Raw genomic sequence first — 23,489 nt, 5'->3', positions numbered from 1 at the left:
TCGACCGCAGGAGTCCACACAGGGTTCACCGTGATCCTTCCGTCCGTGTGCCGTGCACCAGGCCCACGATGCCCCCAATGAGGAGCCCGCCGGCCGATGCGATGATGAGCCACGCCGCAGCGCCGAAGGTCCCACCCTGGGCGATGACGGCGCGGTGGTCGGCGTTCATCACAAGATACGCGGCGATTCCGCCGACCGCGACTCCTGCCACCATACTCAGCAGGCCGCCCCACAGTCCGCATTTTCGGCGTCGGGCCGATGTGAGCATGGCGATCGCTCCCAGGCCGCCGAGACCGGATGCGCCGAGGACAACATAGGCGTTTGCGGCACCCGCGTCGGCGCCCCACAGCGAGAGCCGCTCGCCGATCGAGAGGAACGGTACGAATGGGGCGACCGCCGCGAGAACGGCGGCTGTCAGAGCGATGGCGCCGCCGAGTGCGCCGATCATGGACGTGGCGGGGGCGGGGCGCACTGGCTTCCCGCCGTCATCATGCCCTGCGCTGGTCGGATCGGGAACGTGTCCCCCGTCCTGGCTCTTTGCGGTGTCGGCGAGCGAATGTGCGGCGCTGGAATGCGGGGTTCTCGGTGACGTCTGCGTGCCGAGCGCGTCCGATGATGGCGCACCGGGAGAATGGTGGGATGCCGCTGATCGTCTCACCCCATGCGGGTTGACTCTCGATCCGCAGGGGAGCGGCGGGATCGGCCGAGGCGTGGCGATGTCCTCGCCATCCTCATACTCAGGCTCCGGGCTGTCGGCAGAGGGCAGGAGTGTTCGACCCTCCTGCCCCTGTCCATCCGGAGCGATTGTGTTCATGGGCGATCGTCGTCGAGGACCTCAGCGTCCTGGATATCGTCTTCGTCGACAGCCGCGAGGATGTTCCCCGAGATGGCGTCGATGCGGGCGTTGACCTCCTTGAGCTTGCGCTTCTGCTCCTTCGGGGTCATCACCTCGATGAGCGGCAGGCTCGCCTCGATCTTCGCCAGCTGCTGCTTCCAGTCAGCGGCCTGCTCGGCGACGGCGGGCGTGTTCGCCGACGCGTAGAGATAGGTGACCTGGTCGCGGAGGATCTGGACGCGCTTCGTTGCCCCGGGTATGCCCTTCTTCTGACGGGCCTCCTGGTAGGCCTTGAGCTTCTCGGTCACGTTCGACACCGCGTCGGGATTCGAATCGATCATTCCCTTGATCATCGGTCCGTAGCGCTGCACGGTCTTCAGGACGATGGGGCCCGAAAGGATCGCCCATCGAATGAGTGCGGTGAATTTAGCCATGTGTCATGCCTCCTGGGCACCAACTCTATCCCTGCTCGGGAGAGTTCGCTGATCGGGATGCCGAGGGCGAACAGACTCGCCGTCATGTCCGGCGCGAGAATCAGCGGAAGTCGCGCGACCTGACCGGCAGGGCCAGGGGGAGATGGTCGAACGCATCGGCGACGAAGTTGATCGTCCCGTCGGCCCGCTCCACCATGCCGCGGACGATGAGGGCCCGAGAGCGCCTGGCGACGTCGCGGTGGCGCGCCCACAGACCCGCCGAGCACACGACGTTGAGCAGTCCCGTCTCATCCTCGATCGACAGGAAGATCGTTCCCTTCGCGGTGTGGGGGCGTTGCCGGTGGGTGACGATCCCACCGACCTCGAGGCGGGTGCCGAGCGGGGCTGTGAGGATATCGGCCACGGTGAGGACCCCGCGCCCGGCGAGCCTGTCGCGGACAAGGACCGTGGGGTAGACGCTGGAGATGCCGGTCCGCACAACATCGGCGACGATGGTCTCCGCCTCCGTCATCTCCGGCAGCGCCGGCGCCTGGACGCCGACCTCGGTGCCGGGGATCGTCGGCTGGATCCAGCCGTGGGCCAGCCTCTCCTCACTCCCGAGCGGCCCAGCCGCCCACATTCCCTCCCGGCGGCTGACATCGATCGAGGTGAGCGCACCCGCTTCGGACAGGATCCTCAGGTCCCGCTCATCCAGTCGGCAGCGCCGCGCCAGATCGGCCATCGTCCCGAAGGGCCCGTCCCGCCGCGCTGCGACGATACGGTCGGCGGCCTCGCCGAGGCCCTTGACGGCGGCGAGCCCGAGCCGCAGCACACGATCCGGGTGGGGACGGACAAGGTTGCCCTCCACCACCGGTGGGGCGGCCTCCTCACCCGGGACACGACCTGTGCTCCGCTCAAGGCTCGCCTCCACCTCGGAATGGTTGATGTCGGGGCGTGCCGTCCGCACGCCGTGCCTGCGGGCATCGGCCACGAGCGACTGCGGGGAGTAGAAGCCCATCGGCTGAGCACCGAGCAGGCCCATGTAGAACGCCTCGGGGTGATGAACTTTGAGCCAGGAGCTTGCATAGACCAGGTAGGCGAAGGAGAACGAGTGGGACTCGGGGAAACCGAAGTCCGCGAACGCTTTGAGGCTGTCATAGATCTGCTCGGCGGTCTCCCCCTCGATTCCCCGCTCCGCCATCCCGGCCACAAGCTTGGCGTGCAGCGCCTCCATGCGCTGATGGGATCGCTTCGACCCGATGGCCTTGCGCAGCTGATCCGCCTCTTCGGGACTGAACCCGGCGGCATCCACCGCAATCTGCATGAGCTGCTCTTGGAAGAGCGGCACCCCCAGCGTCTTCTCGAGGGCGGGCTTGAGGAGCGGATGCAGGTACGTGACTGCCTGCCGGCCCCTCCGCCGCTCAATGTAGGGGTTGACGGCATTGCCCTGAATCGGGCCGGGGCGGATGAGGGCGACCTCGACGACGATGTCATAGAAGACCCGCGGTCGCAGCCGCGGCAGGGTGCTCATCTGGGCGCGGGACTCCACCTGGAAGACACCCACCGTGTCGGCGGCACACAGCAGGTCGTAGACCGCAGGGTCCTCCGCGGGCACGCAATGGAGCTCGTAGGGCCTGCCCTCCTCGTCGACCGCCCCGTAGTCCGCGATCTCGGTGAAGGCCAGCCGCAGGGCGGTCAGCATGCCGAGACCGAGCAGGTCGAACTTGACCAGCCCCGCCTCGGCGCAGTCATCCTTATCCCACTGGAGCACGGTCCGGCCCGGGGCGGTCGCCCAACCGACGGGGCAGACGTCGATGACAGGACCCTCACACATGACCATGCCGCCCGAATGGATGCCGAGATGTCGGGGCAGCTGGAGCATCTGCTCCGCGATCGACAGAACCGTCGGGTCGATGCCGTCAGTCGAGTCGAGCCCCTCCTCCCCCGCGGCGGGCGAGGTGAGAGACCCCCACCGCTCAACCGACTTCGACCACGCATCGACCTGTCCGAGCTCGAAGCCGAGTGCCATCCCCGCATCACGGATCGCCATCTTCGGCCGGTAGCTGATGACGTTCGCGACCTGGGCGGCGTGCTCACGCCCATGGCGCTCAAACACGTGCTGGATGACCTCTTCGCGGCGGCCCGACTCGATGTCGATATCGATATCGGGCGGCCCGCTCCTCCCCGGGGAGAGGAAGCGCTCGAACAGCATCTTGTGCCGCACGGCATCGACGGCCGTGATCCCGAGAGCGAAGCAGACCGCCGAGTTCGCGGCCGAGCCCCTGCCCTGACAGAAGATGCCGCTGCGGCGGCAGAAGTCGACAAGCTCGTGGACGATGAGGAAATAGCCCGGGAATCCGAGGGTCTCGATCGTGGCGAGTTCGTGGTCGATCTGCTTCCACGCCCCCGGGGTCGCCCCGGGCGGACCATAGCGTCTCTCCGCACCCCGATAGGTGAGCTCCCTCAGCCAGGACGCCTCCGTGTGCCCTGAAGGGACGGGAAAAGGCGGCAGGCGCGGTGCGACAAGCTGCAGGTCGAAGGCCAGCTCCTCACCGAGCTCCCCCGCGGCGTCCACCGCCCACTCATGACGGTCATGGATCGCCCTCATCTCCCCATCCGACCTCAGGTGGGCCCCTGATGCCGGCAGCCAGGCATCCAGCTCCTCGAGCGGGGTCCGCGACCGGATCGCGGCGAGCGTGTCTGCCAGGGGACGCTCCTCGGGGCGGGCGTAGTGGACCTGGCCCGTGGCGACCGCCCGCAGTCCACTGTCCCGCGCCAGGGCGGCGAGCGTGCTGGTGCGCTCCCGGTCGTGCGGACCGCCCAGGTCCGTCAGCTCGACAATGACATTGTCCCGGCCGAAGAGCGCCGCCAGCTCATCGAGCTGCACCCGTGCGGCCTCCACTCCCCCGGTTGCGAGCGCTCTGCGCACGTGACCCTTCCGGCAACCCGTGAGGATCGCCCAGTGACCGCCTGCCGCCTCGGCGAGGCTCTCGAGCCGATAGTCGGCGCTTCCCTTGACGCCGGTGGCGAGCTGTGCGCGGCCGATGGCGGAGGACAGCCGTCGATAGCCTTCGACGCCGCGGGCGAGCACGACGAGATGGTTCGCATCGGGATCACGGTCGCCCGCCCGTTTCGGCGCATAGACCTGACCGTCGAGGGGCAGGGAGAGCTCGGCGCCGATGACGGTCGGCAGACCGACCGTGCGAGCCGCTGTCGCAAGCTGAACAACCCCCGGAAGTCCGTCATGGTCGGTGAGGGCGAGTGCGGACAGTTCGAGCTCGGCCGCCCGAGAGACGAGATCCTCCGGGAGGGACGCTCCATCGAGGAAGGAGAACGCCGAGTGGGCGTGGAGCTCCGCGTACCCGACCATCAGCTGTAGATCCCCTCGAGGAACCAGTTGGTGCCGCTGCGATAGATGAGGGCGGCGGGACCCTCCACCCCAACCTGCAGGTAGGCGCGGCGGTAGGCATCGGACGCCCACCATCGCCCCGAGATGCTCCACGGCCCCGCATAGTTCCAGACCCTCACGGGACGGGAGTAGTAGCAGGCGGCATGGGCCTGACTGGAATCGGGCCGGTCCGAGTCAGAGCGGCCCGGCATCGGGGCAAGCACGAGGATTGCCGGTCGGGGCTCGGCGCAGCCGACGCAGGCGAGCTGGATGCTCGCATCAACGTATAGGCCACCCCCGCAGTGACAGGCCAGCATGACCCGGGGCGGGTTGGGGAAGACAACCGAGGGCCACGGTTTGGGCACCGCCCCCACCCAGGGGCGGTCACTCTCGGCCCTCTCCTGGACCGCGTGCCAGTTCTCGAACTGTGCCGCGGCATCCGGGCACCGGCCCCCGGTCAGCCGCACCGACTGCACGGCTGAATCGCCGAGCATGCCCTGAATCCGTAGGACGCTGCGCTGAGCCTGCTCCCTGCCCCGCTGCCGGTCACCCCACAGAGTGGTCTGCCGTGTCCCCGCAGGCGCCAGATCGGCAGCCGTCAGCTCAAGGTGGATGAGCTCCCCGAGGGGGTGGGCGTGCCGACTGTCGAGCCAACCGGAGATCTGCCAGCGCACCCGGTCGGTGATATCGCGAGCGCTGTTCACCCCATCGACGGACCAGGTGCGGCTGCGCTCCCCTCCGTCCGCGAACTGAGCCTGGACAGCGAGCTGCCCGCACACGAGCATGCGGGTCGCCAGTTTCTCCGCCAGCTCATCGGCCAGCTCTTTCGCGAGGAAGGCGGCCTGCTCCTCGTGCGCGATGGCCTCAACGTGCCTGCGCACCGCGATCTCCGCGGCCGGCGCCGTCGTCTGGATGACAGCGTGGTCAGCGCCATGGCACAGCCGCCACAGGATCGTCCCGGCCAGTCCGAAGCGGGAGGCGATCTGGGAATGCTCCAGGGCGCTGAACTGGCCGATGGTCGTGATCCCGAGTGAGCTGAGCACGTCGATCGTCTCGTCCCATTCCCTGCGGACCCGTTCAGTCCCCGCCACGGTGAGCGCCGCGGATATGGGAAAGGGTGCCAGGAAGGAGGCGGTCTCCTCGGCGGGCACGTGCCTGCTCTCCCGTGCGGCCAGCACGCTGGTCAACAGTCCACACCCGTATCCGACCTGAGATTCCTCTGCCTGGCTCGCGACAGAGGAGATGAGGGAAGCCGCCAGAGCATCCAACCCGCCCGCGAGTCGGGCCGGCGCACTGGCGCCGAAGGTGACGAGCCCCGGACGGAGGATGACAGTGGAGGCGACGTGGTCGTCGATCGCATCCAGCACCCCCGCGAAGACTCTGCTGTCCCGATCATCGTCGCGGGGGATGATCGTGAGGTCCGGGACGAGAGAGAGCGCCCTGCGGCGCGTATCCCCCCGTCGCACCCCCTTCCGTCGTGCGGCGGGGCTCGCCGCCCGGACGCGGCTGTCACAGACCGCAACGGCCTCCTCCGGCGCGGCCAGGGAGGAGGCGATGGCTGCCGCCACCGGCCAATCGGGCACCCAGAGGGCTCCCCGGAGCGTGCCGAGCATCAGGACACCGCCCGCAGCATCCTGGGCGCGTCGACGAGCCCATCTGCGGTCCACAGGCACGAGGTCCGAGCAGAACCGGATGAGACGGTGTAGCGGATGGCCTTGAGATGACCGATACCCGCGTCATATCCGCTCGGCTCGCCCCCCTCCACTCGCAGAACAGCGGACGCAGTCGGCCAGTCGGTCGAGAGGATCGCCGTACCGCGCGTACGAACCCGTTGGGCGAGCGCCCGCCGATCTCGCACCGTGAGTGCGAGCTCCCCAGCCACGATGATGTCGAACCCATCCGCGAGCGCCGTGAGGACGTCGGGGGCTCGGGCACCGGGGCTCGGGATGTGGGCGGTGCGGGTGAGGTCGAGGCCGTGTTCTGCGGCCGCTCCCCAACCGATGAGGGGCAGACCGACGAGGGCGATCCAGGCACCCTGAGCGGAGGCGTGGCCTGCGATGGCAAGGAGGATGGTGGTGGATCCTTCGATGGCGACGATGCCTGGGGTGAGTGTGGGGAGGACAGGAGTGAGCGCCTGCGGGGTCTGCCACCCCTGCTTGTCCTCGGTCCGGCTCAGCCCGCTCGCCGTCTCTGCTCGGTGGAGGACGTCGCGTGCATGTGCGAGCCGCTGTGCGTGGTTCACGACACCCCTTTCTAGAACGTTTGTTCGATAAGTCTACGATCGCGTTCGCCAAAAATCGAGTCCGGTTTTCGCCGGCCTGTGACGTGTGACATAGACTGGCGGTATGAATCTTGACCGCCCTGTCGCCCCTGATCCGTATGACTCGCTTCCCGCGGTTCCGTCGTTCGTCCTGGAATCGGAAGATCTCGTTCCCGGAGAGCCCATGCCGTCGGAGTACACGCAGCCGCACGGGAACACGTCTCCACACCTGTCGTGGCGAGATTTTCCACCCGAGACTCAGAGCTTCGTCGTCTCGTGCTTCGACCCTGATGCGCCGACCCCGTCGGGCTATTGGCACTGGACGATCGTCGATCTCGATTCGACTGTGACATTCCTCGAACGGGGCCAGGGCGAGTCTGATCTGTTCCTGCCCGGCGCCGCCTCGCATGTTCGAACAGACGGCGGGCTGTTCGGCTGGGAGGGTGCGAATCCGCCGGAAGGGGATCGCCCGCACCGATACATCTTCGCCGTCCACGCGCTCGACGTCGATTCTCTCGGGCTGGATCCGGATGAGACATCCCCCGCCGCCGTCGCCTTCAATGCGCTGTTCCACACGATCGCCCGCGCCACGTTGGAAGTGACGTATCAGCAGTAGGTAGTCTTGGCCCGTGTTCGACGTCGTCTTCTACGAGCCCTGCATCCCCTCCAATACGGGCAATGCCATCCGGTTGTCTGCCTGCACAGGCATCACCCTTCACCTTGTCGAGCCTCTCGGCTTCAACTTCAGCGACGCTCATCTGCGCCGCGCGGGCCTTGACTATCACGATCTTGCGGACATGATCGTCCACCCCAACTTCGATGCACTGCTGGGGCACCTGGGTGAGAACAGGCGGATCTTCGCCTTCACGGGCAGAACGACCAAGTCGTTCGCCGACGTGGCCTATCAGCCGGGTGATGTGCTGCTGTTCGGCCCAGAGCCGACCGGCCTGCCCGACCACATTCTCGATCACGACGCGGTGACGCAGCGGGTGCGGATCCCGATGCGGCCCCACATCCGCTCACTCAACCTCGCCAACTCGGCATCGATCGCGGTCTACGAGGCGTGGCGCCAGAACGGATACGCCGGCGCCGTGTGACGGCGACGGAATCGACGATCAACTGTCGTCCGTGCGCGCGTGTTCCCCGGGGGTTTCCCGGGGAACACGTCGTCTAACGGGTCAGCTTCTCCGTCGCAGCAGGAGTGCGGCCGCACCGAGCAGGGTGAGCAGGGTGCCGACGACAATGACCCCTCCTGCTGTTATCCCCGTGAGGGGCAGCGTGCCGCGGGCCGCACCCACGGGCCCATCGACGTGGACGATATCCCAGCCGTCAATATCCTCCTCAATCGAGTCATTGGGCTGGTTCGCACCCTCATCGATCGGGTCGCTGGGCGAGTCGACGTAGGCGATGTTGTGCCCGGGCCCGTCGATCGCGGCGGTGAGGCTGAGCGTCTCGCAGGCGCCTGGGTCGAGGTCGCCGAGGGTGAACGTCCCGTCCGCAAACCTCGCATCGTCTGAAGACAGAGAGTGGACGCCGGTTCCACCCTCATCCGTCACCGTCACCGACATCGCGGGTGCGATCCCGACGTTGCAGGCCTCGATCTCAAAGGCTGCGGTGTCCCCCTCGGTGCCAAGGTGGCGCTTATCGATGCGAAGATCGGCGGTCGGTACATGCACCTCGACAGCGTCACCCTGGTCCGTATCGGTCTCAAGAGTCGGATTCGGCATAAAGCCGCCGCCGTGGGGGTGACTCTCGGATTCGACGTAGGCCCTGTTGCTCACGAGCTCCGCCGAGGGAGGGACGCGCCCCGAGACGTGCACCGTCTCCACCTGGCCGGGCGCGAGGTCACCCACCGACCATGTCAGCCCGTCGGAGGTTCCGGCACTCGGCTCGACGAGCCGAGCCGCGTCCAGATCATCGCCCGGGAGGTCGACGACTCTCACATTCTCGACGGTCTCCCCGCCGAGGTTGCCGACCTCGATGACGAACCTGACGCCATCGGGTCCGAGGTCGATGAGCTCCTTGTTGATCGCGAGCGCACCGTCGCGGGCGGTGTCGACGACATCCGCCTGGTCGGTGTCGCTGCCGACGTCATCGTTGGGGATGGCCTCGTGCGGATGGCCGAGCTCTCGCGGTCGGGTGGGACTGCTGACAGAGATCGCGTTGACGACCGACGTGGCCTCAGGTGTCAGCCGCGCCGATACGGTCGCCGTCGCCTCCTGCCCCGCCGCGAGGGTGCCGATGCTCCACACATTCCCCTCCATCGACCCCTGGGACAGGTCGGTGTACATGATCGAGTCGATCCCAGATCCGGGAAGGTCGACCGCCTGGATGAGGGTTCCTGCGGTGACCGCCCCCTCCGATGGCGCGGCCCCATTGCGGACGGTGATGCTGTAGGTTGCCTCATCGTCGCCGAGCTCGCCGACGAGCGACTTGTCGATCTGAAGAACCGGCTGCTCATCCACGCGGACACGATCACACCGGTCGGTGTCGGAGTAGACGTCGACGTTCGGCTCGCAGGTCGGCGGCATGACGGGCACACAGTCCGCATCGCAGCCGACGATGACGTTCTCGACGGGCCCGCCGAGTGCGGTCGCCCGCACCGTGGCGGTCTCGACACGCCCCTCGGGCAGATCGCCGATCCGCCACGTGTCACCCTCGAAAGTCCCTCGCGAGGCCTCGACGAACCGGACGTCCTCGAGTCCCTCCAACGGGATGTCCGTGACGACAGCACCACGAACAGTCCCGGGACCGGCGCCGTGGACGGTGATCTCGAAGAGGAGCTCCTCCCCGGGCGCGAGGACGGCGTCATCACCGATGAGGCGCTTATCGACCTGGAGGTCGGCGGGTGGCCCGATCGTCGTCGCCTGCATGGAATCGACCATCGTCGTCAGTGCGCCGCTCGTCCTGGACTGGGCCGAGTTGACGAGTCGATCGCCATTCGTCGCGCCGCTCGCGGTGTAGTCGATCGTGTAGTCAACGCTCATTCCCGGACCCAGATCGCGGGTGATCCAGCGGATGGCCGAGATGCCCTCCTGCCCATCCCAGCGCTCCCAGAGCGCCGACGGCCGGCCCACCGCCCCATTCGAGGCGGCGAGCGGATCGCGACTGATCGTCGCGGGATCCGCCGTCGACACCCAGATCTCCTCCCCAGTCACTTCGGTGACCGTGAGATCGGCCGAGGTGAGAGTCTCCCTGCCGTCCCCGGTGTACGGGAGGATGTCGATCGTGTCCGCCACAGCGACAGGCCACAGATCGCGATTCTCCAGGGTGACGGTCCAGCGGTTCGAACCGTCGAGCGCAAACTCGGCGGCCTCCGTGGCCTTGCTCAGATGAGTGCCTGCCGAGGCGAGCGCGATGATGGTGTCGGTGTCGCTGTCCGTTCCCAGCTCGGCGCCCGTCATGTTCTCGACGGTCACCTGCGCCGTGAGCGTGCCGGTACCCGTGCGATGAATGGTGGAGATCACCACGTCGGCAACGGAGCCGACCGCCATGCGCGAGGCCCAGGAGACGACCTGTCGTCCGCCCTCGGTCGACACCGTGGCGGTCATGCTCGTGTCGGCCACCTCGGTGCCCGGTGGCAGCACGAGACGATGGTGGACCGAGTGGGTGCCCCGGTCGGCGAACGGAGCCGCAGACAGGCGGGTCTGAACCGTCCAGTCCACGGGGTCGCCCGGTTTCACCGTGTCGACGCTGCTGCCGAGCTGGACGGTCGTCCGATAGGGAACGGCCTCGACGGCATCACGGAAAGTCGTCGTGCTCGTATAGGTGGGCGCGGCCTCCTGGACGGGCAGTCTGCTGATCGTCGACCCTGTCATGTCCCAGCCCGCGGCGATGTTCGTGGAGTGGCCGGAAGCCATCCATGCGCGTTCCCCCTCCCCGAGCGACTCCGATGCGAGATATCCGGCACCGAGGATCGGCCGCGTCGCGAACCGCGCATCCTGCTTCGATGGATCGAAGAGCACCCTGATCGCGCTCACGTCGGCCGGACGCTTTGTCGACCAGGCTCCCTGCCCGCAATCGGGCGACAGGAACCCTCCGGGGATCCCGCCCGACAGGTATTCGACCCGATAGCTGCTCAGCTCGGTGACGGAGATCCTGCCGTTGAACGATGTCGAACCGCGCTCGCGGTCGAAGATCAGGCAGTAACCGTGGGTCGTCCCCGGCGTGAATTGGCTGGGAGACATTCCGACGTAGTGGGAGGCGTTGACGATGCCGACCATCTGGTCGCCGGGCAGGATCGGCCCGCGACCGATCCAATGGTTCGCACCCGCGGACAGGGTCCCCGTGCCGAGCTCCGGATCCCACACGTCCCGGTGAACCCTGGGCAGAGCCGAGGGATCATCACCAGGCTCGGCGAGGACGCCTCCCGGGTCGGGTGCGTGGCCGTTGACGAACTTGCCCGAGACCGAGCCGGTGTCGACGACGGAGGTCTGAGCCCGGTCGTTCGTCGTCCTCAGCTGCTCCGTCACGGGGCCCGACTCCGTCGCGGCCATCCACCCCCGCACCGTCGCCGACCATGAGACCGCGCTGTTGCGCAGGGACGCCGTATACGCCGGGTAGCGGAAGGCAACGCCGAAGGATGCGACGGGCACCGTGTCGAGAATGTTCCCCGCCGGATCGGCCGATGGTCCGACCGGCCGGTCAGGCACGGGAACCGTCAATCGGATCGTCGACCGATCGAGCCGCTCCCACGAGACGTCCGGCACCGGAAAGTCAGGACCGTTCTGGGCGATCCCGGTGACGCCGCGGTCCCCGGGCACGGGGACTATGCGCAGATCATCGATCGAGTCGGCGACCGAGGGGCCAACGGTCGTCTCCACGTCGAGGTCAACCGTGACGAGGCCCGTGAGCGGTTCGGCACCGAAGGGGATCGAGACCATGACGGGAATCGTCGTGTCGACGAGGAGGTCGGAGTTGAAGCGATAGCCGCCGCCCGTGATCCCGGTCGGCGAGAGGGCGATATCCACGCCCTGATCGGACATCATCTCGAGCGCGGGGGTCGACGCCGTATTGCCATGCTGATCCGCGGCGATCACCGTGACACTGTCCCCGGTGCCGCCCCAGGCCCGCACGGGGACGGCGATGTACCCGGCGATGCCATCGTCGTCGGGCGTGTCGATGACGCAGCGGATCGTTGTCGGCGTCCACTCGGACTCGGCCGAGCACTGATCCGGCAGCGCGAGGAAGAGGCCTCCCCGGACGGTGAGGTCGAAGGCTGAGCCGGACTCCGTCGTGCCGTCGATGAAACCGTGGGCGTAGTTCGCATCCCAGTCCACCCTCGCCACGAGCTCCGTTCCGGATTCCACCATCGCCGGCGGGCTGTCCCATTCCGCATTGAGCGACGCGATGAGGTCCGCGGAGAGCGCCGCCGTCGGGAGGAGCGAGGCTGCGGCCGCGATCGCAGTCAGCCTTCTCATCGCCGCCTCCGCAGCACAAGGGTCGCGATCGACGCGATGAAGATGATGACGAGAATGGCTGGGATCCAGATGTTATCCACGGGGGTCCTCCTTGTGATGACGCATAGTCATGGGTCTGTCCTTCCTTGACGGTCGAGAACAGACTGCCGATCCACCGCGGAACCGAGCACAAGAAGAATGCCCCCTGCGCATGCGGGGGCATCTGGAGAGCGGGGTACTCAGAGAGTCTCTGCGAGCTCCCACGACTCGTCGACGAGGTCGACGAGCGTCAGGCCGAATCCATCGGCGATTGACATGAGTGTGCGAGCGGTCGGGTTCGCCAGCTCACCCTTGAATGTGCGGCCCGCTTCTACGACCTGGTACGTGCTCGGGTCGATGCCGATCTCGTGGGCGAAAGCCCGCTGACTCAGACCGAGGTCATTGCGATGGAGGACGCAGGTCTGCCCCAGAGCATGGACGAAAAGGGCGTAGGGGACCGAGGTTTTCTTCATTAAACTAACCCACCACGACGATCAAGGTCGAGCAACCGGATATAACCAGTCGCTCCTGTGAGTTTTCACGTATCCGTGCGAAGTGCCTGCGCAACGGCATAGACGGCGACAGCGGACGCAGCTGCGACATTGAGGGAGTCGACCCCGCCCGCCATCGGAATCCGGACAGTCACACTCGACGACTCGATGGCCTGGCGAGTCAAACCGTCCCCCTCCGTGCCGAACAGGAGAGCGACTTTACGGGTCTCGAGTCCCGCGCAATAGTCCGGCAGGCTGACCGAGTCATCTGACAGTGCCATGGCGGCCACCTCCCAGCCCTGCTCCCGCAGCGACGTGATCGCGCCGGGCCACGGGCTCACCCGCGTCCACGGCACCTGGAAGACCGTGCCCATCGACACCCTGACCGAGCGCCGGTAGAGCGGGTCCGCACATCCCGGGGTGACGAGCACGCAATCGACGCCGAGGGCTGCGCACGAGCGGAAGATCGCCCCAACGTTGGTGTGGTCGACAACGTCCTCGATGACAGCGATGAGGCGAGCGTTCTCAATGAGGTCGAACGGGTCGGCCAGCTCGGGCCTGTTCATCGCCGCCATCGCGCCCCGATGGAGGTGGAAGCCGGTGATCTCCTCGAGCACCTCCTCCTCGGCGATGTAGACGGGAGTCTCCCCACCGTCGGCGGTCCCGCACGCGAGCTCGATCCACGGAGTGAGGGAATCGAGCCACTTCCGGGCTGTGAGGAAGGAGCGCGGCCGGTGTCCGGCCTGGACTGCCCGCATGATGACGTTGGTCGACTCGGCCATATACAGCCCGCGCTCGGTCTCGAGCCTCCTGCGAAGCGCGACATCGGTGAGCGAGGTGTAGTCGGCAAGACGCTCATCCGCCACCGTCAGCTCTACGTACATCTCATCCTTCCCACGTGGAGCGGTGGGCGCCTCCGCACCCGCCGCTCCATGGTCGTCGCGAACTCACTCCTCGTCGCGGTTCGGGCGATTGGGCTCCTGGCCCGAGAGATCGCTCCGGCGGGGACGTCGACCGGACTGCTCGCCCGCCTCGGAGGCCTCGTCCGTGGCCTTCGCGGCCTCACCCTTCGCGGCGGCCAGAGCGTCGTCGATGTCGGGCAGAGACGTGTCGCGAAGCGCCGCCGCCATGTCGTCCGATTCCTCGCCGAAGTCGACCATCGGCCGCTCCTCAGTATCGGTCTCGACCGTGGGACCATCGGGCCTGCCACCGAATCCGGCGGTCACGGAGTTGAGGGCCTCGGTGAGTTCGGTCGGGATGATCCACATCTTCGACGACTGCGACTCGGCGATCTTCGGAAGCATCTGAATGTACTCGTAGGCGAGCAGCTTCGGATCGGCGTTGCCGCGGTGGATCGCGTCGAACACCTGGAGGATGGCGCGGGAGTCGCCCTGAGCCTTGAGGATCGTCGACTGCGCGTCGCCCTCGGCGCGGAGGATGGCCGACTGCTTCTCGCCCTCGGCGGTGAGAATGGCGGACTGCTTGATGCCCTCAGCCGTCAGAATGGCGGCGCGTCGGTCGCGCTCGGCCTTCATCTGCTGCTCCATGGCCGACTGAACCGTTGCCGGCGGGTCGATCGCCTTGAGCTCGACTCGGTTGACGCGGATTCCCCAGCGGCCGGTCGCCTCATCGAGGACGCCGCGGAGCTGGCCATTGATCTGGTCACGTCCCGTCAGCGCCTGCTCCATATCCATCGAGCCGATGATATTCCTCAGCGTCGTGACGGCGAGCTGTTCAATGCCGGCCATCGGATTCGCGATCTCATACGTCGCAGCCTCGGGGCCCGTCACCTGGTAGTAGATGACGGTGTCGATGTTGACGACGATGTTGTCGGATGTGATGACGGGCTGGGGCGGGAAGGGAACGACCTGTTCGCGCAGGTCGACGCGCTGGCGGATCTGATCGATGAACGGGACGAGGAAGTGCATGCCCGGCGTCAGCGTCCGGTGGTACTTACCGAGCCGCTCAACGATCTGTGCCTCGCCCTGCGAGACGATGCGGACCGAGCGGAACAGCGCGGCACCGACGAAGACGATGACGACGAGAAGGAGAATCCAGAGGATGATCTGGCCGGGTTCGAGCTCTGACATGGTGTTACCTCAGTTCGACGATGGCGTGGGCGCCGTCGATTCGTGATACGACGACGATGGACCCCTCGGGGATGGGTGAGCCGTAGGTGCGTGCCGACCAGACCTCGCCATCGAGCTTGACTCGCCCGCCGCGCGCGGTCACATCGGTGAGGGACTCGGCGATCTGGCCGGGCAGGGAATCGACATTGGTTCGGTTCTCCGGCGACGTCTGGTCGATCATCCTGCGCGCCCACGGACGAACCGTGAACAGGAGGATGGTCGAGACGAGGGCGAAGACGATGATCTGGATTGCGACATTGTCGGTGAATCCCCCGGCGATCGCGGCGGCGAGTGCGCCGCCGGCGAACATGAGGAACGTGAATTCGATCGTCAGCATCTCGATGATGCCGAGCACGATCGCGATGATCAGCCACGTCATCCAGGTCATGGTCTCTCCCTATCGTCGGAGGATCAGTATACGGGCCGGGCGGTGCTCATGGGTTACGCGGTGCGCGCCCGAGCCGCAAAGCGTCCGCCGCTCTTCTCGATGTCGAGGACGAGGCCGAAGCACTGACCGAGCCGCTCACTCGTCATGACATCATCGATCGGGCCGGCGTGGAGTGCCGTCCCGTCCTTCATGAGCATGGCATGGGTGAAGCCCGCCGGGATCTCCTCGACGTGGTGGGTCACGAGGATCATCGAGGGCGCATAGACCTCGTGGGCGAGCGTCGTGAGCGAGTCGAGCAGCTCCTCGCGGCCCCCGAGATCGAGACCGGAGGCCGGCTCGTCGAGGAGCAGGAGCTCCGGGTCGGGCATGAGGGCACGGGCGACCCCGACACGCTTCCTCTCGCCCGAGGAGAGCGAGGCGAACGTCCGGTCGGCGAGGTGGCCGACGCCGAGGGAGGCGAGTAGGCCGCGCGCACGACGATCGTCCTCCTCGTCGTAGGACTCACGCCAGTGCGTGGTGACGCCGTAGGCGCCCGTCCGTACGACATCATGGATCCGCTCAGAGCCCGGGATCCGGGCGTCGAGGGCAGAGGAGGTGAGCCCGATGAGGGGATGGAGCTCAGGTGCGTTCGCCCTCCCCACGGGGGTGCCGAGAATCTCGACCCCTCCCGACGTGGGGAACAGGCGTGCCGCAGCGAGCTGAATGAGGGAGGTCTTGCCCGCACCGTTCGGTCCGAGGATTACCCATCGCTCACCCTCATCGACCGACCAGTCGACGTGGTCAACGATATTGCGGCCACCCCGCCGCACCGACACCTGCTTCAGCTGTAGAACATCTCCCATACTCTAGAGCTTAGCCCCTGTGGAATCGGTCGATGACGCGGGAGTAGAAGTCGATGGTCTTCTCCGCGATCGACTCCCACGAGAAGTGCTCCTCGACCCGCCTGCGGCCCGCCTGCCCCATCTTCTCGGCCCGTTCGGGATCGGAGCAGACCTCGGCGAGCGCTGCGGCGAGGTCGGCCTCGAACCGCTCGGGGTCCTTCGGAGTGCCCGTGCCATCATCGACCTGGTCGATCGGGACGAGCAGCCCCGTTTCGCCGTGGACGATGCAGTCGGGGATGCCGCCGGTGTCGGAGCCGACGACGGGAAGGCCGCACGCCATGGCCTCGAGGTTGACGATGCCGAGCGGTTCATAGACGGACGGCGTGACGAAGGTGGTCGACATGACCTGGAGCGCGATGAGCCTCTCCCGGGACAGGTGCTCGTCGATCCAGACGATGCCGTCGCGCTCCTTCTGCAGCGCGGAGACGAGCCCCCGAACCTCCTCGGCGATCTCCTTCGTGTCGGGCCGACCTGCGCAGAGGATCACCTGGATCTCCTCGGGAAGCTGGGCGACAGCCCGAAGGAAGTGCGGCAGGCCCTTCTGGCGGGTGATGCGGCCGACGAAGATGACGGTCGGGCGATCGGGGTCGAGCCCGTACGAGCGGAAGTACTCCTCTGCCTCGTCGAGATTCTCGGGGCGCCTCCAGCCGTCGAGGTCGATGCCGTTGTGGATGACCTCGACCCGGTCCGGGTCGACGTTCGGATAGCTGCGGAGGATGTCATCGCGCATGGCACGGGAGACGGCGATGATGCCGGCCGCGCCCTCATAGGCGGTGCGCTCGGCGAAGGACGAGAGCTCATAGCCGCCGCCGAGCTGTTCGCGCTTCCACGGGCGCAGCGGCTCGAGCGAGTGGGCGGAGACGACATGCGGAATGGTGTGGAGGAGACCCGCCAGATGCCCGGCCAGGTTCGCGTACCACGTGTGGGAATGGACGATGTCGGCGCCCTCGGCCCCATTCACCATCTGCAGGTCGACGCCGAAGGTGCGGATCGCGTCGTTGCCCTCGAGCCCATCGAGATAGTCGTAGCCGGTGACCGTCACGTCCTCGACGAGACCGGGCTCCCGCTCGCCGTCGAAGGCGTGGACATGGACGTCGGCGTGGGCGGCCAGAACCTTGGAGAGCTCAGCGACGTGAACGCCCGCCCCGCCGTAGATGTTCGGTGGATATTCACGTGTCAGCAGATCAACCCTCATGGAATCGCCTTTCTGATGCCTGTCGGTCTCACTCAATCGTACCTGTCTTGCCGTCCAGTTTTCCCGAGACCCGGTGGTCCCGATCACGACGTTGGTATAGTCGTCGCTATGAGATCTAATCCCCGTGTCCTCGCCATTGTCCTCGCCGGTGGGGAAGGCAAACGGCTCATGCCGCTCACCGCAGAGCGCGCCAAACCGGCCGTCCCCTTCGGCGGCATCTACCGCCTCATCGATTTCTCGCTGTCGAATCTCGTCAACTCGGGCTATCTCAAGATCGTCGTGCTGACGCAGTACAAGTCGCACTCACTCGATCGTCACATCACGAAGACGTGGCGGATGTCCAACCTGCTCGGCAACTATGTTGCGCCGGTGCCCGCCCAGCAGCGGATGGGAAAGAACTGGTACCTCGGCTCCGCCGATGCCGTCTACCAGTCGCTCCACACCATCGAGGACGAGAAGCCCGATATTGTCATCGTGCTCGGCGCCGACAACATCTTCCGCATGGACCTCTCCCAGATGGTCGAATCCCACATCGACTCGGGCTTCCCGATGACGGTCGCCGGAATCCGCCAGCCCCTTGAGCTCGCCGACCAGTTCGGCGTCATCGACGCCGACCCGGACAACCCGGTGAAGATGCGGGCGTTCCTCGAGAAGCCCAAGGATGCTGTCGGGCTGAAGGAATCGCCGAATGAGGTTCTCGCCTCGATGGGCAACTACGTGTTCGACACCGACGCCCTTCTCGATGTCATCCACGAGGATGCCGAGGACGATGATTCCTCGCATGACATGGGCGGCTCCATCGTCCCCATGTTCGTCGATGAGGGCCGCGCCGGCCTCTACGACTTCACGTACAACGATGTCCCGGGCGCGACGGAGAAGGACCGCAACTACTGGCGGGACGTCGGCACCATCGACGCCTTCTACGACTCGAACATGGATCTCATCTCAGTCTCGCCCGTCTTCAACCTCTACAACGATAAGTGGCCGCTCTACACGGGCTACACGGGCCTGCCGCCCGCGAAGTTCGTCTACGGACACCATGAGCGCCTGGGCCACGCCCTCGACTCGCTCGTCTCTCCCGGCGTCATCGTCTCGGGTGGCGAAGTCATCGGCTCGGTCCTGTCCCCGCACGTCCGGGTCAACTCCTGGTCCTCGGTCCGCAGCTCGATCCTCTTCGACAACGTGTGGATCGGCCGCAACGCGACCGTCTCCAACGCGATCCTCGACAAGAACGTCCGCGTCGAAGAGGGCGCCCAGCTCGGCATCGATCCAGACGAGGATCGCGCCCGCGGCTTCCACGTATCGGAAGGCGGCATCGTCGTCGTCCCGAAGAACGCTATCGTCAAGAAGTGATGAATCCAGCTGTGGGGGGCACGGTCCGGCTCGGATTCGTGTCCCCCAGACCTCTGTCCCCCGCCTACCTCCAGCACGCCCACGACTATCTCTCGGCGCGCACCGATGGTCTTGCCATCGAGGAGCTGCCCGTCGACGGCTTCTTCGCCGCGACTCTGACGGGAACGGCGACCGGCTCGTTCGAGGGTTGGCGCGAGGAGCTCATCTCGCCCGCCACCGCTCTGCTCATCGACGCAGCACTCACCTCGGGTGAACTCGCCGAGCGCGGCCCCTCCCTCATCGTCACCGACGTCGATTCGACGTTCATCACCGCCGAGGTGATCGAGCTTCTCGCACGCCGGGCCGATCGCGAGGAGGAGGTCGCCGCGATCACGGATCGCGCCATGCGGGGTGAGCTCGACTTCGCGGAATCGCTCACCGAGCGCGTGGCCACCCTCAAGGGCCTGCCGGTCTCCGTCATCGACGATGTCGCCCGCGACATCGAGCTGACCCCGGGCGCGGATCGCCTCGTCGAACTCGCCCGCGAGAGAGGCTCCGCCTTCTGTCTCGTCTCAGGCGGCTTCACGAAGGTGCTCGACCCGCTGTCGGAGCGCATCGGCATCGATCGCTGGATCGCCAACGAGCTCGAGGTCGATGGCGAGGTCCTCACCGGCCGCACCGTCGGGCCGATCGTCGACCGGGAGGCCAAGGCCCGCCAGGTCGAGGCGTGGGCCGCCGAGTTCGGGATCTCCCTCGAACGGACCGTCTGTGTCGGCGATGGCGCGAACGATCTCGCCATGCTGGCCGTCGCGGGTCTCGGCGTCGCCTTCCAGGCAAAGCCCATCGTCCGCGAGCAGGCCGACTCCACTGTCTCCTTCAACAGGCTGGACGCAGTCGGCGCACTCGTCGGCTGGGCCTGATCTGCAGACTCGAACCGATCGGGCCCGGCTTCAGCAGGGCCCGAATCATTCCCATGGACGGGCCGGACTCGGCGCCGCCGATGGACGAAGAATCTCAGCGGAGGACGTCGACGATGTCGCCGGGCCCGCTCCACTCATCGAAGTCGACGATGATCGCCGTGGCGGTGGGAACACCGACGCGGACCTCGTGGACCCGCGGTGAGGTCTGCCCGAGGATGGTGGCCGCCTGGGAGATCGTCGGCTCGTGGCCGACAATGAGGACCCGCTCTGCCGACTCCGGCAGGGCGCGCACCATATCGATGATGGTCTCGTGTGATCCGAAGTAGATCTCCCGGTCGTAGGACACGACGGGGATGGCGAGTCCGAGGTGCTCGAACGTCTCTCTCGCCCGGGAGGCATCGGAGACGAGTGCCAGCTCCAGCCTGTGGTCGGCGAGCTGGCTGCCCCGTTCCTTAGCCTGCCGGCGTCCGGCATCGGTCAGGGGGCGGGTGAAGTCGGCCGAACCCTCGGCGGCTTCGGCATGGCGCATGAGTACGAGTCGCATGCCGACATCGTAGCGCGGCTGCCGTGGGCGAAGCGTTCACCGTCCGCAGGCTGCCTGCGATGCTCGTGCGCCGACGGCTGATCCCCGGCGGGTGGATCTGGCGCTTCGGACACGGTGGCGTAATCTTGTTCCATGCGGAAGAGGGCGGCGAAGATCATCTCGGTGACATCGGTGCGGCGTGCCCTCGACGAGGACATCAGGGGCCGCAGCAGGCGCTATCTCTTCTCGATGATCGTCCGCACGGTCTGCTTCATTCTCGTCATCATCGTCCCGTCGTGGCCGATCAAGATCGCGCTCGCCATCCTCGCCGTCGTCATCCCCGCAGTCGCGGTGCTCGTCGCCAACGCCGGCCGCGAGAAGGGGCCCGCCCCGATTGTCGTCGAGGAGCGCGGTGCGATCGAGCTTCACCGGTCGCCGCTCCTCGGTGAAGGTGAGTTCCTCCGCTGATGAAGAAGTACGCGTTTCTTGCCCAGCCGCGCTGGATCGGCCTCACCATCCTCATGATCATCGCCTCCATCGGAAGCGTCATGCTCGGCGAATGGCAGTACGCCCGCTACGAAGAGAAGGTCGCTGCGGCGGAGCAGCTCACCCGCACGTGGGACAACCCTGCGGTGAGTCTCGATGAGATCTCGGGGCCAGAGGATGAATGGCAGCTGACGGAGATGACCGGTGAATTCGTGGACGGGTCGCAGGTGCTCCTGCGCGGGCGATCCGTCAACAGCATGCCGGCCGTCCACGTCATCGCCCTCTTCACGACCGAGCGGGCGGGCGAGCCCCGCACCGTCATCGTCGACCGCGGCTGGGTCTACCAGAGCCAGGCCGAGGGTGACGGAGCGACCGAGGGGTACGTGCCCGAGCCCCCGGAGGGGTCGATCACCATGGAGGCCCGCATGCGGCCCCCGGAGGATGCGTTCGATCGGGATCCGCCGGAGGGCTACATCTACACGCTCAACACGAATCAGGTCCTTGCCGGCATACCGGAGTCCGTGACCGCAGGACTGCCCGAGGTTGTCGACGGCCGCTTCATCATGGTCGAGGACCAGCCCGGCAGCGGGGTCGAGGGCGCGCCGCGGCCGTACCCGAAGCCATCGACGTCGCTCGGCAGCCACCTTGCCTACGCGTGGGAATGGCGATTCTTCGCGGTCGCGGCCCTCGCCGTCGTCCCGATCCTCGCCCGCCGGGAGATCGAGGACAACGCCTGGGTAGTCGATGGAGTCGACCTCAGGGACCTCGACCTCACGGACGAGGAGAAGCGCGATCTGGGCTTGAAGAAGCGGGAGAAGCCGCGCAGGTCCGGGCCGACCGACGAGGACGTCGAGGATGAGATCCTCGATCAGGCGAGCGCGATCAGCTCCAGGTAATCATCGGACCACAGGTCCTCATCCCCGTCGGGCAGGAGAAGCACCCGCTCGGGGTTGAGCGCCTCGACGGCGCCCTCGTCGTGGCTGACGAGGACGACAGCGCCCTCATACGTGCGCAGCGCCCGCAGGATCTCCTCACGGGAGGCCGGGTCGAGGTTGTTCGTCGGCTCATCGAGCAGGAGGACGTTCGCGGCTGAGACGACGAGAGTCGCCAGCGCCAGTCGAGTCTTCTCACCGCCGGAGAGGACACCCGCCGGCTTGTTGGCGTCGTCGCCCGAGAACAGGAACGAGCCGAGGACATTTCTCACGTTCGTGTCATCGAGGTCGGGCGCCGCCCGCCGCATATTCTCGTACACCGTCCACTCGGTGTTGATGGTCTCGTGCTCCTGGGCGTAGTACCCGATCTTGAGTCCGTGACCGGGGTGGACGACACCGGTGTCGGGCTGCTCGATCCCGCCGAGGATCCGCAGCAGGGTCGTCTTGCCGGCGCCGTTGAGTCCGAGGATGACGACCTTGGAGCCACGGTCGATCGCGAGGTCGACCGCGGTGAACACCTCGAGCGAGCCGTAGATCTTGGACAGGTCGTGACCCGTCAGCGGGGTCTTGCCGCAGGGTGCCGGATCGGGGAAGCGCAGGTTCGCGACGCGATCCGCCGCTCGCACATCCTCGAGCCCCTCGAGCATGCGGTTGGCGCGGCGGGCCATGTTCTGAGCCGCGACCGCCTTCGTCGCCTTCGCCCTCATCTTGTCCGCCTGGGCCATGAGTGTCGAGGCCTTCTTCTCGGCGTTCGCGCGCTCGCGCTTCCGGCGCTTCTCGTCCGTCTCGCGCTGCTTGAGGTAGTTCTTCCACCCCATTGAATACACGTCGAGGGTGGCCCGATTCGCGTCGAGGCTCCACACGGTGTTGACCGTGTCCTCGAGCAGGTCGACCGAGTGGGAGATGACGACGAAGCCTCCCGAGTAGGAGCGCAGGTAGTCGCGGAGCCACACGATCGAGTCATGGTCGAGGTGGTTGGTCGGCTCGTCGAGCAGGAGCGTGTCCGCCTGGGAGAAGAGAATGCGGGCGAGCTCGACGCGGCGCCGCTGACCACCGGAGAGGGTCTCGAGCGGCTGCTCGATGACGCGTGAGGGCAGGCCGAGCGCATCCATGATCGTGGCGGCCTGGGAGTTCACTGCCCAGCCACCGGCCGCGGTGAACTCCGCGTCGAGCCGCACGTAGCGCTCCATCGCCTTCTGCTGCTTCGCCCCGGTCGACGTGCCCATCTCGATCTCGGCCTTGCGGATCCTGCGAATCGTGTCGTCGATGCCGCGCGCCGAGAGGACGCGGTCGCGGGCGAGCACCGTGAGGTCGCCGGTGCGGGGGTCCTGGGGCAGATACCCGATCTCGCCGGAGCGGGTGATCTGGCCGGAGTGCTCGATGACGTCGGACGTGACCCCCTCGCCCGCCAAGAGACGAGTCAAGGTGGTCTTGCCCGCACCGTTGCGGCCGACAAGGCCGATGCGCATACCCCTGTCGATGCGGAAGTTCGCGTCTCGGAGCAGTTCGCGGGTTCCGATGCGCATGGAGACGTTCTGGCCGTTGATCACCGAGACAGTCTAACTGGGCCCCGGCCCGACACACACATGAGGTTGCCCTCTCCGAGAACTCGTGAGCAGGCAGCGCGGCGCGCACGGCTGGGTCGTTCCCGTCCGTCGATGATGGATCGGCGGCAGGCGCAGCATCCAGAACAGCCCCAGAGAAAAGGTGGCGGGGACCGCAACCGGTCCCCACCACCTTGTCCGCGTTTCGATCAGGCGTTGGCCTTCGGGAGTGAACGGAGGACGTAGAGCTCAGCACAGCGTGCCACCACAGTGTGCTCATTTTGGAGGAGAAGGTGCGATCCGATCGGAGCTAGATGTACTGACCGGACAGGTT

At 66.8% G+C, this 23,489-nt stretch carries 20 protein-coding genes; 6 read left to right on the top strand and 14 right to left on the bottom strand.

What is annotated here, in order from left to right:
- Positions 1-25 precede the first annotated feature (25 nt).
- The 5 genes from EJO69_RS01570 to EJO69_RS01550 all read right to left on the bottom strand — a co-directional run bounded on the left by EJO69_RS01570 (position 26) and on the right by EJO69_RS01550 (position 6,878).
- On the bottom strand, positions 26-814 hold the full coding sequence (locus EJO69_RS01570) for a hypothetical protein (protein WP_126038325.1): 789 nt from the start codon (positions 812-814) through the stop codon (positions 26-28).
- Entirely contained in the window at positions 811-1,269 is a 459-nt protein-coding gene (locus tag EJO69_RS01565) for a hypothetical protein (RefSeq protein WP_126038322.1), read from the bottom strand. The genes EJO69_RS01570 and EJO69_RS01565 overlap by 4 nt, the downstream gene beginning before the upstream one ends.
- A 100-nt stretch (positions 1,270-1,369) precedes the next feature.
- Positions 1,370-4,618 carry an error-prone DNA polymerase gene (locus EJO69_RS01560; protein ID WP_126038320.1) on the bottom strand — a complete coding sequence of 1,083 codons (3,249 nt, stop codon included), beginning with the start codon at positions 4,616-4,618 and terminating at the stop codon, positions 1,370-1,372.
- Positions 4,618-6,249, bottom strand: a complete 1,632-nt coding sequence (locus EJO69_RS01555) for a DNA polymerase Y family protein (RefSeq protein WP_126038318.1) — start codon at positions 6,247-6,249, stop codon at positions 4,618-4,620. Before EJO69_RS01555 ends, EJO69_RS01560 begins: the two co-directional genes overlap by 1 nt.
- Positions 6,249-6,878 (bottom strand): hypothetical protein, encoded by a 630-nt coding sequence (locus tag EJO69_RS01550; RefSeq protein WP_126038315.1) that lies wholly within the window; start codon positions 6,876-6,878, stop codon positions 6,249-6,251. Before EJO69_RS01550 ends, EJO69_RS01555 begins: the two co-directional genes overlap by 1 nt.
- 103 nt (positions 6,879-6,981) lie before the next feature.
- On the opposite strand from EJO69_RS01550, the gene EJO69_RS01545 reads away from it, so the two are divergent.
- Positions 6,982-7,512 carry a YbhB/YbcL family Raf kinase inhibitor-like protein gene (locus tag EJO69_RS01545; protein WP_126038312.1) on the top strand — a complete coding sequence of 177 codons (531 nt, stop codon included), beginning with the start codon at positions 6,982-6,984 and terminating at the stop codon, positions 7,510-7,512.
- A 13-nt stretch (positions 7,513-7,525) separates the two neighbouring features.
- The gene (locus EJO69_RS01540) at positions 7,526-7,993 is read left to right on the top strand and encodes a tRNA (cytidine(34)-2'-O)-methyltransferase (protein WP_126038309.1); all 468 of its coding nucleotides are present in this window, start codon (positions 7,526-7,528) and stop codon (positions 7,991-7,993) included.
- Between the two features lie 81 nt (positions 7,994-8,074).
- On the opposite strand, the gene EJO69_RS01535 is transcribed toward EJO69_RS01540, so the two are convergent.
- From EJO69_RS01535 to glgA, 7 genes are all read right to left on the bottom strand, one after another.
- Positions 8,075-12,316 carry a COG1361 family protein gene (locus EJO69_RS01535; protein WP_126038306.1) on the bottom strand — a complete coding sequence of 1,414 codons (4,242 nt, stop codon included), beginning with the start codon at positions 12,314-12,316 and terminating at the stop codon, positions 8,075-8,077.
- 218 nt (positions 12,317-12,534) lie between these two features.
- Positions 12,535-12,807, bottom strand: coding sequence for a helix-turn-helix domain-containing protein (locus tag EJO69_RS01530; RefSeq protein WP_126038304.1), 273 nt, complete (start codon positions 12,805-12,807; stop codon positions 12,535-12,537).
- Positions 12,808-12,872: 65 nt separating this feature from the next.
- On the bottom strand, positions 12,873-13,709 hold the full coding sequence (locus tag EJO69_RS01525; RefSeq protein WP_126038301.1) for a TrmH family RNA methyltransferase: 837 nt from the start codon (positions 13,707-13,709) through the stop codon (positions 12,873-12,875).
- Between the two features lie 63 nt (positions 13,710-13,772).
- Complete coding sequence (locus tag EJO69_RS01520) at positions 13,773-14,915, bottom strand: SPFH domain-containing protein (RefSeq protein ID WP_126038298.1); 1,143 nt, start codon at positions 14,913-14,915, stop codon at positions 13,773-13,775.
- Between the two features lie 4 nt (positions 14,916-14,919).
- Positions 14,920-15,342, bottom strand: a complete 423-nt coding sequence (locus tag EJO69_RS01515) for an NfeD family protein (RefSeq protein WP_126038295.1) — start codon at positions 15,340-15,342, stop codon at positions 14,920-14,922.
- 53 nt (positions 15,343-15,395) lie between these two features.
- Entirely contained in the window at positions 15,396-16,184 is a 789-nt protein-coding gene (locus EJO69_RS01510; protein WP_126038293.1) for an ABC transporter ATP-binding protein, read from the bottom strand.
- Positions 16,185-16,194: 10 nt separating this feature from the next.
- A complete protein-coding gene (gene glgA, locus EJO69_RS01505) occupies positions 16,195-17,418 on the bottom strand; it encodes a glycogen synthase (RefSeq protein WP_126038290.1) in 1,224 nt (407 codons plus the stop codon).
- Between the two features lie 108 nt (positions 17,419-17,526).
- Here glgA and glgC point away from each other — a divergent pair, with 108 nt between their 5' ends.
- Both glgC and serB read left to right on the top strand, forming a co-directional pair.
- Complete coding sequence (gene glgC, locus EJO69_RS01500) at positions 17,527-18,771, top strand: glucose-1-phosphate adenylyltransferase (protein ID WP_126038287.1); 1,245 nt, start codon at positions 17,527-17,529, stop codon at positions 18,769-18,771.
- Positions 18,772-18,809: 38 nt separating this feature from the next.
- Positions 18,810-19,670 (top strand): phosphoserine phosphatase SerB, encoded by an 861-nt coding sequence (serB, locus tag EJO69_RS01495; protein ID WP_342769219.1) that lies wholly within the window; start codon positions 18,810-18,812, stop codon positions 19,668-19,670.
- Positions 19,671-19,764: 94 nt separating this feature from the next.
- On the opposite strand, the gene EJO69_RS01490 is transcribed toward serB, so the two are convergent.
- Complete coding sequence (locus tag EJO69_RS01490; protein ID WP_126038284.1) at positions 19,765-20,214, bottom strand: SixA phosphatase family protein; 450 nt, start codon at positions 20,212-20,214, stop codon at positions 19,765-19,767.
- Between the two features lie 132 nt (positions 20,215-20,346).
- Here EJO69_RS01490 and EJO69_RS01485 point away from each other — a divergent pair, with 132 nt between their 5' ends.
- Together EJO69_RS01485 and EJO69_RS01480 are read left to right on the top strand one after the other, a co-directional pair.
- Entirely contained in the window at positions 20,347-20,661 is a 315-nt protein-coding gene (locus tag EJO69_RS01485) for a DUF3099 domain-containing protein (protein WP_126038281.1), read from the top strand.
- A complete protein-coding gene (locus tag EJO69_RS01480; protein WP_126038278.1) occupies positions 20,661-21,575 on the top strand; it encodes an SURF1 family protein in 915 nt (304 codons plus the stop codon). The genes EJO69_RS01485 and EJO69_RS01480 overlap by 1 nt, the downstream gene beginning before the upstream one ends.
- Here the strand turns inward: EJO69_RS01480 and abc-f are convergent.
- Positions 21,548-23,161, bottom strand: a complete 1,614-nt coding sequence (gene abc-f / locus EJO69_RS01475; RefSeq protein WP_126038275.1) for a ribosomal protection-like ABC-F family protein — start codon at positions 23,159-23,161, stop codon at positions 21,548-21,550. The genes EJO69_RS01480 and abc-f overlap by 28 nt on opposite strands.
- Positions 23,162-23,489 lie beyond the last annotated feature (328 nt).

The sequence above is a fragment of the Flaviflexus salsibiostraticola genome, from assembly GCF_003952265.1.
Lineage (GTDB): Bacteria > Actinomycetota > Actinomycetes > Actinomycetales > Actinomycetaceae > Flaviflexus > Flaviflexus salsibiostraticola.
The sequence above is the reverse complement of the archived record's forward strand: the minus strand, read 5'-3'. Positions and strand labels throughout refer to the sequence as shown.

Excerpts from the sequence above, each read along its gene's own strand:
- glgA (WP_126038290.1), bottom strand. The coding sequence starts at position 17,418 with ATGAGGGTTGATCTGCTGACACGTGAATATCCACCGAACATCTACGGC.
- EJO69_RS01560 (WP_126038320.1), bottom strand. The coding sequence starts at position 4,618 with ATGGTCGGGTACGCGGAGCTCCACGCCCACTCGGCGTTCTCCTTCCTC.
- EJO69_RS01510 (WP_126038293.1), bottom strand. The coding sequence starts at position 16,184 with ATGGGAGATGTTCTACAGCTGAAGCAGGTGTCGGTGCGGCGGGGTGGC.
- EJO69_RS01515 (WP_126038295.1), bottom strand. The coding sequence starts at position 15,342 with ATGACCTGGATGACGTGGCTGATCATCGCGATCGTGCTCGGCATCATC.
- EJO69_RS01555 (WP_126038318.1), bottom strand. The coding sequence starts at position 6,249 with ATGCTCGGCACGCTCCGGGGAGCCCTCTGGGTGCCCGATTGGCCGGTG.
- EJO69_RS01530 (WP_126038304.1), bottom strand. The coding sequence starts at position 12,807 with ATGAAGAAAACCTCGGTCCCCTACGCCCTTTTCGTCCATGCTCTGGGG.
- EJO69_RS01520 (WP_126038298.1), bottom strand. The coding sequence starts at position 14,915 with ATGTCAGAGCTCGAACCCGGCCAGATCATCCTCTGGATTCTCCTTCTC.
- glgC (WP_126038287.1), top strand. The coding sequence starts at position 17,527 with ATGAGATCTAATCCCCGTGTCCTCGCCATTGTCCTCGCCGGTGGGGAA.
- EJO69_RS01480 (WP_126038278.1), top strand. The coding sequence starts at position 20,661 with ATGAAGAAGTACGCGTTTCTTGCCCAGCCGCGCTGGATCGGCCTCACC.
- EJO69_RS01545 (WP_126038312.1), top strand. The coding sequence starts at position 6,982 with ATGAATCTTGACCGCCCTGTCGCCCCTGATCCGTATGACTCGCTTCCC.
- EJO69_RS01525 (WP_126038301.1), bottom strand. The coding sequence starts at position 13,709 with ATGTACGTAGAGCTGACGGTGGCGGATGAGCGTCTTGCCGACTACACC.
- EJO69_RS01485 (WP_126038281.1), top strand. The coding sequence starts at position 20,347 with ATGCGGAAGAGGGCGGCGAAGATCATCTCGGTGACATCGGTGCGGCGT.
- EJO69_RS01565 (WP_126038322.1), bottom strand. The coding sequence starts at position 1,269 with ATGGCTAAATTCACCGCACTCATTCGATGGGCGATCCTTTCGGGCCCC.
- EJO69_RS01490 (WP_126038284.1), bottom strand. The coding sequence starts at position 20,214 with ATGCGACTCGTACTCATGCGCCATGCCGAAGCCGCCGAGGGTTCGGCC.
- EJO69_RS01570 (WP_126038325.1), bottom strand. The coding sequence starts at position 814 with ATGAACACAATCGCTCCGGATGGACAGGGGCAGGAGGGTCGAACACTC.
- EJO69_RS01535 (WP_126038306.1), bottom strand. The coding sequence starts at position 12,316 with ATGAGAAGGCTGACTGCGATCGCGGCCGCAGCCTCGCTCCTCCCGACG.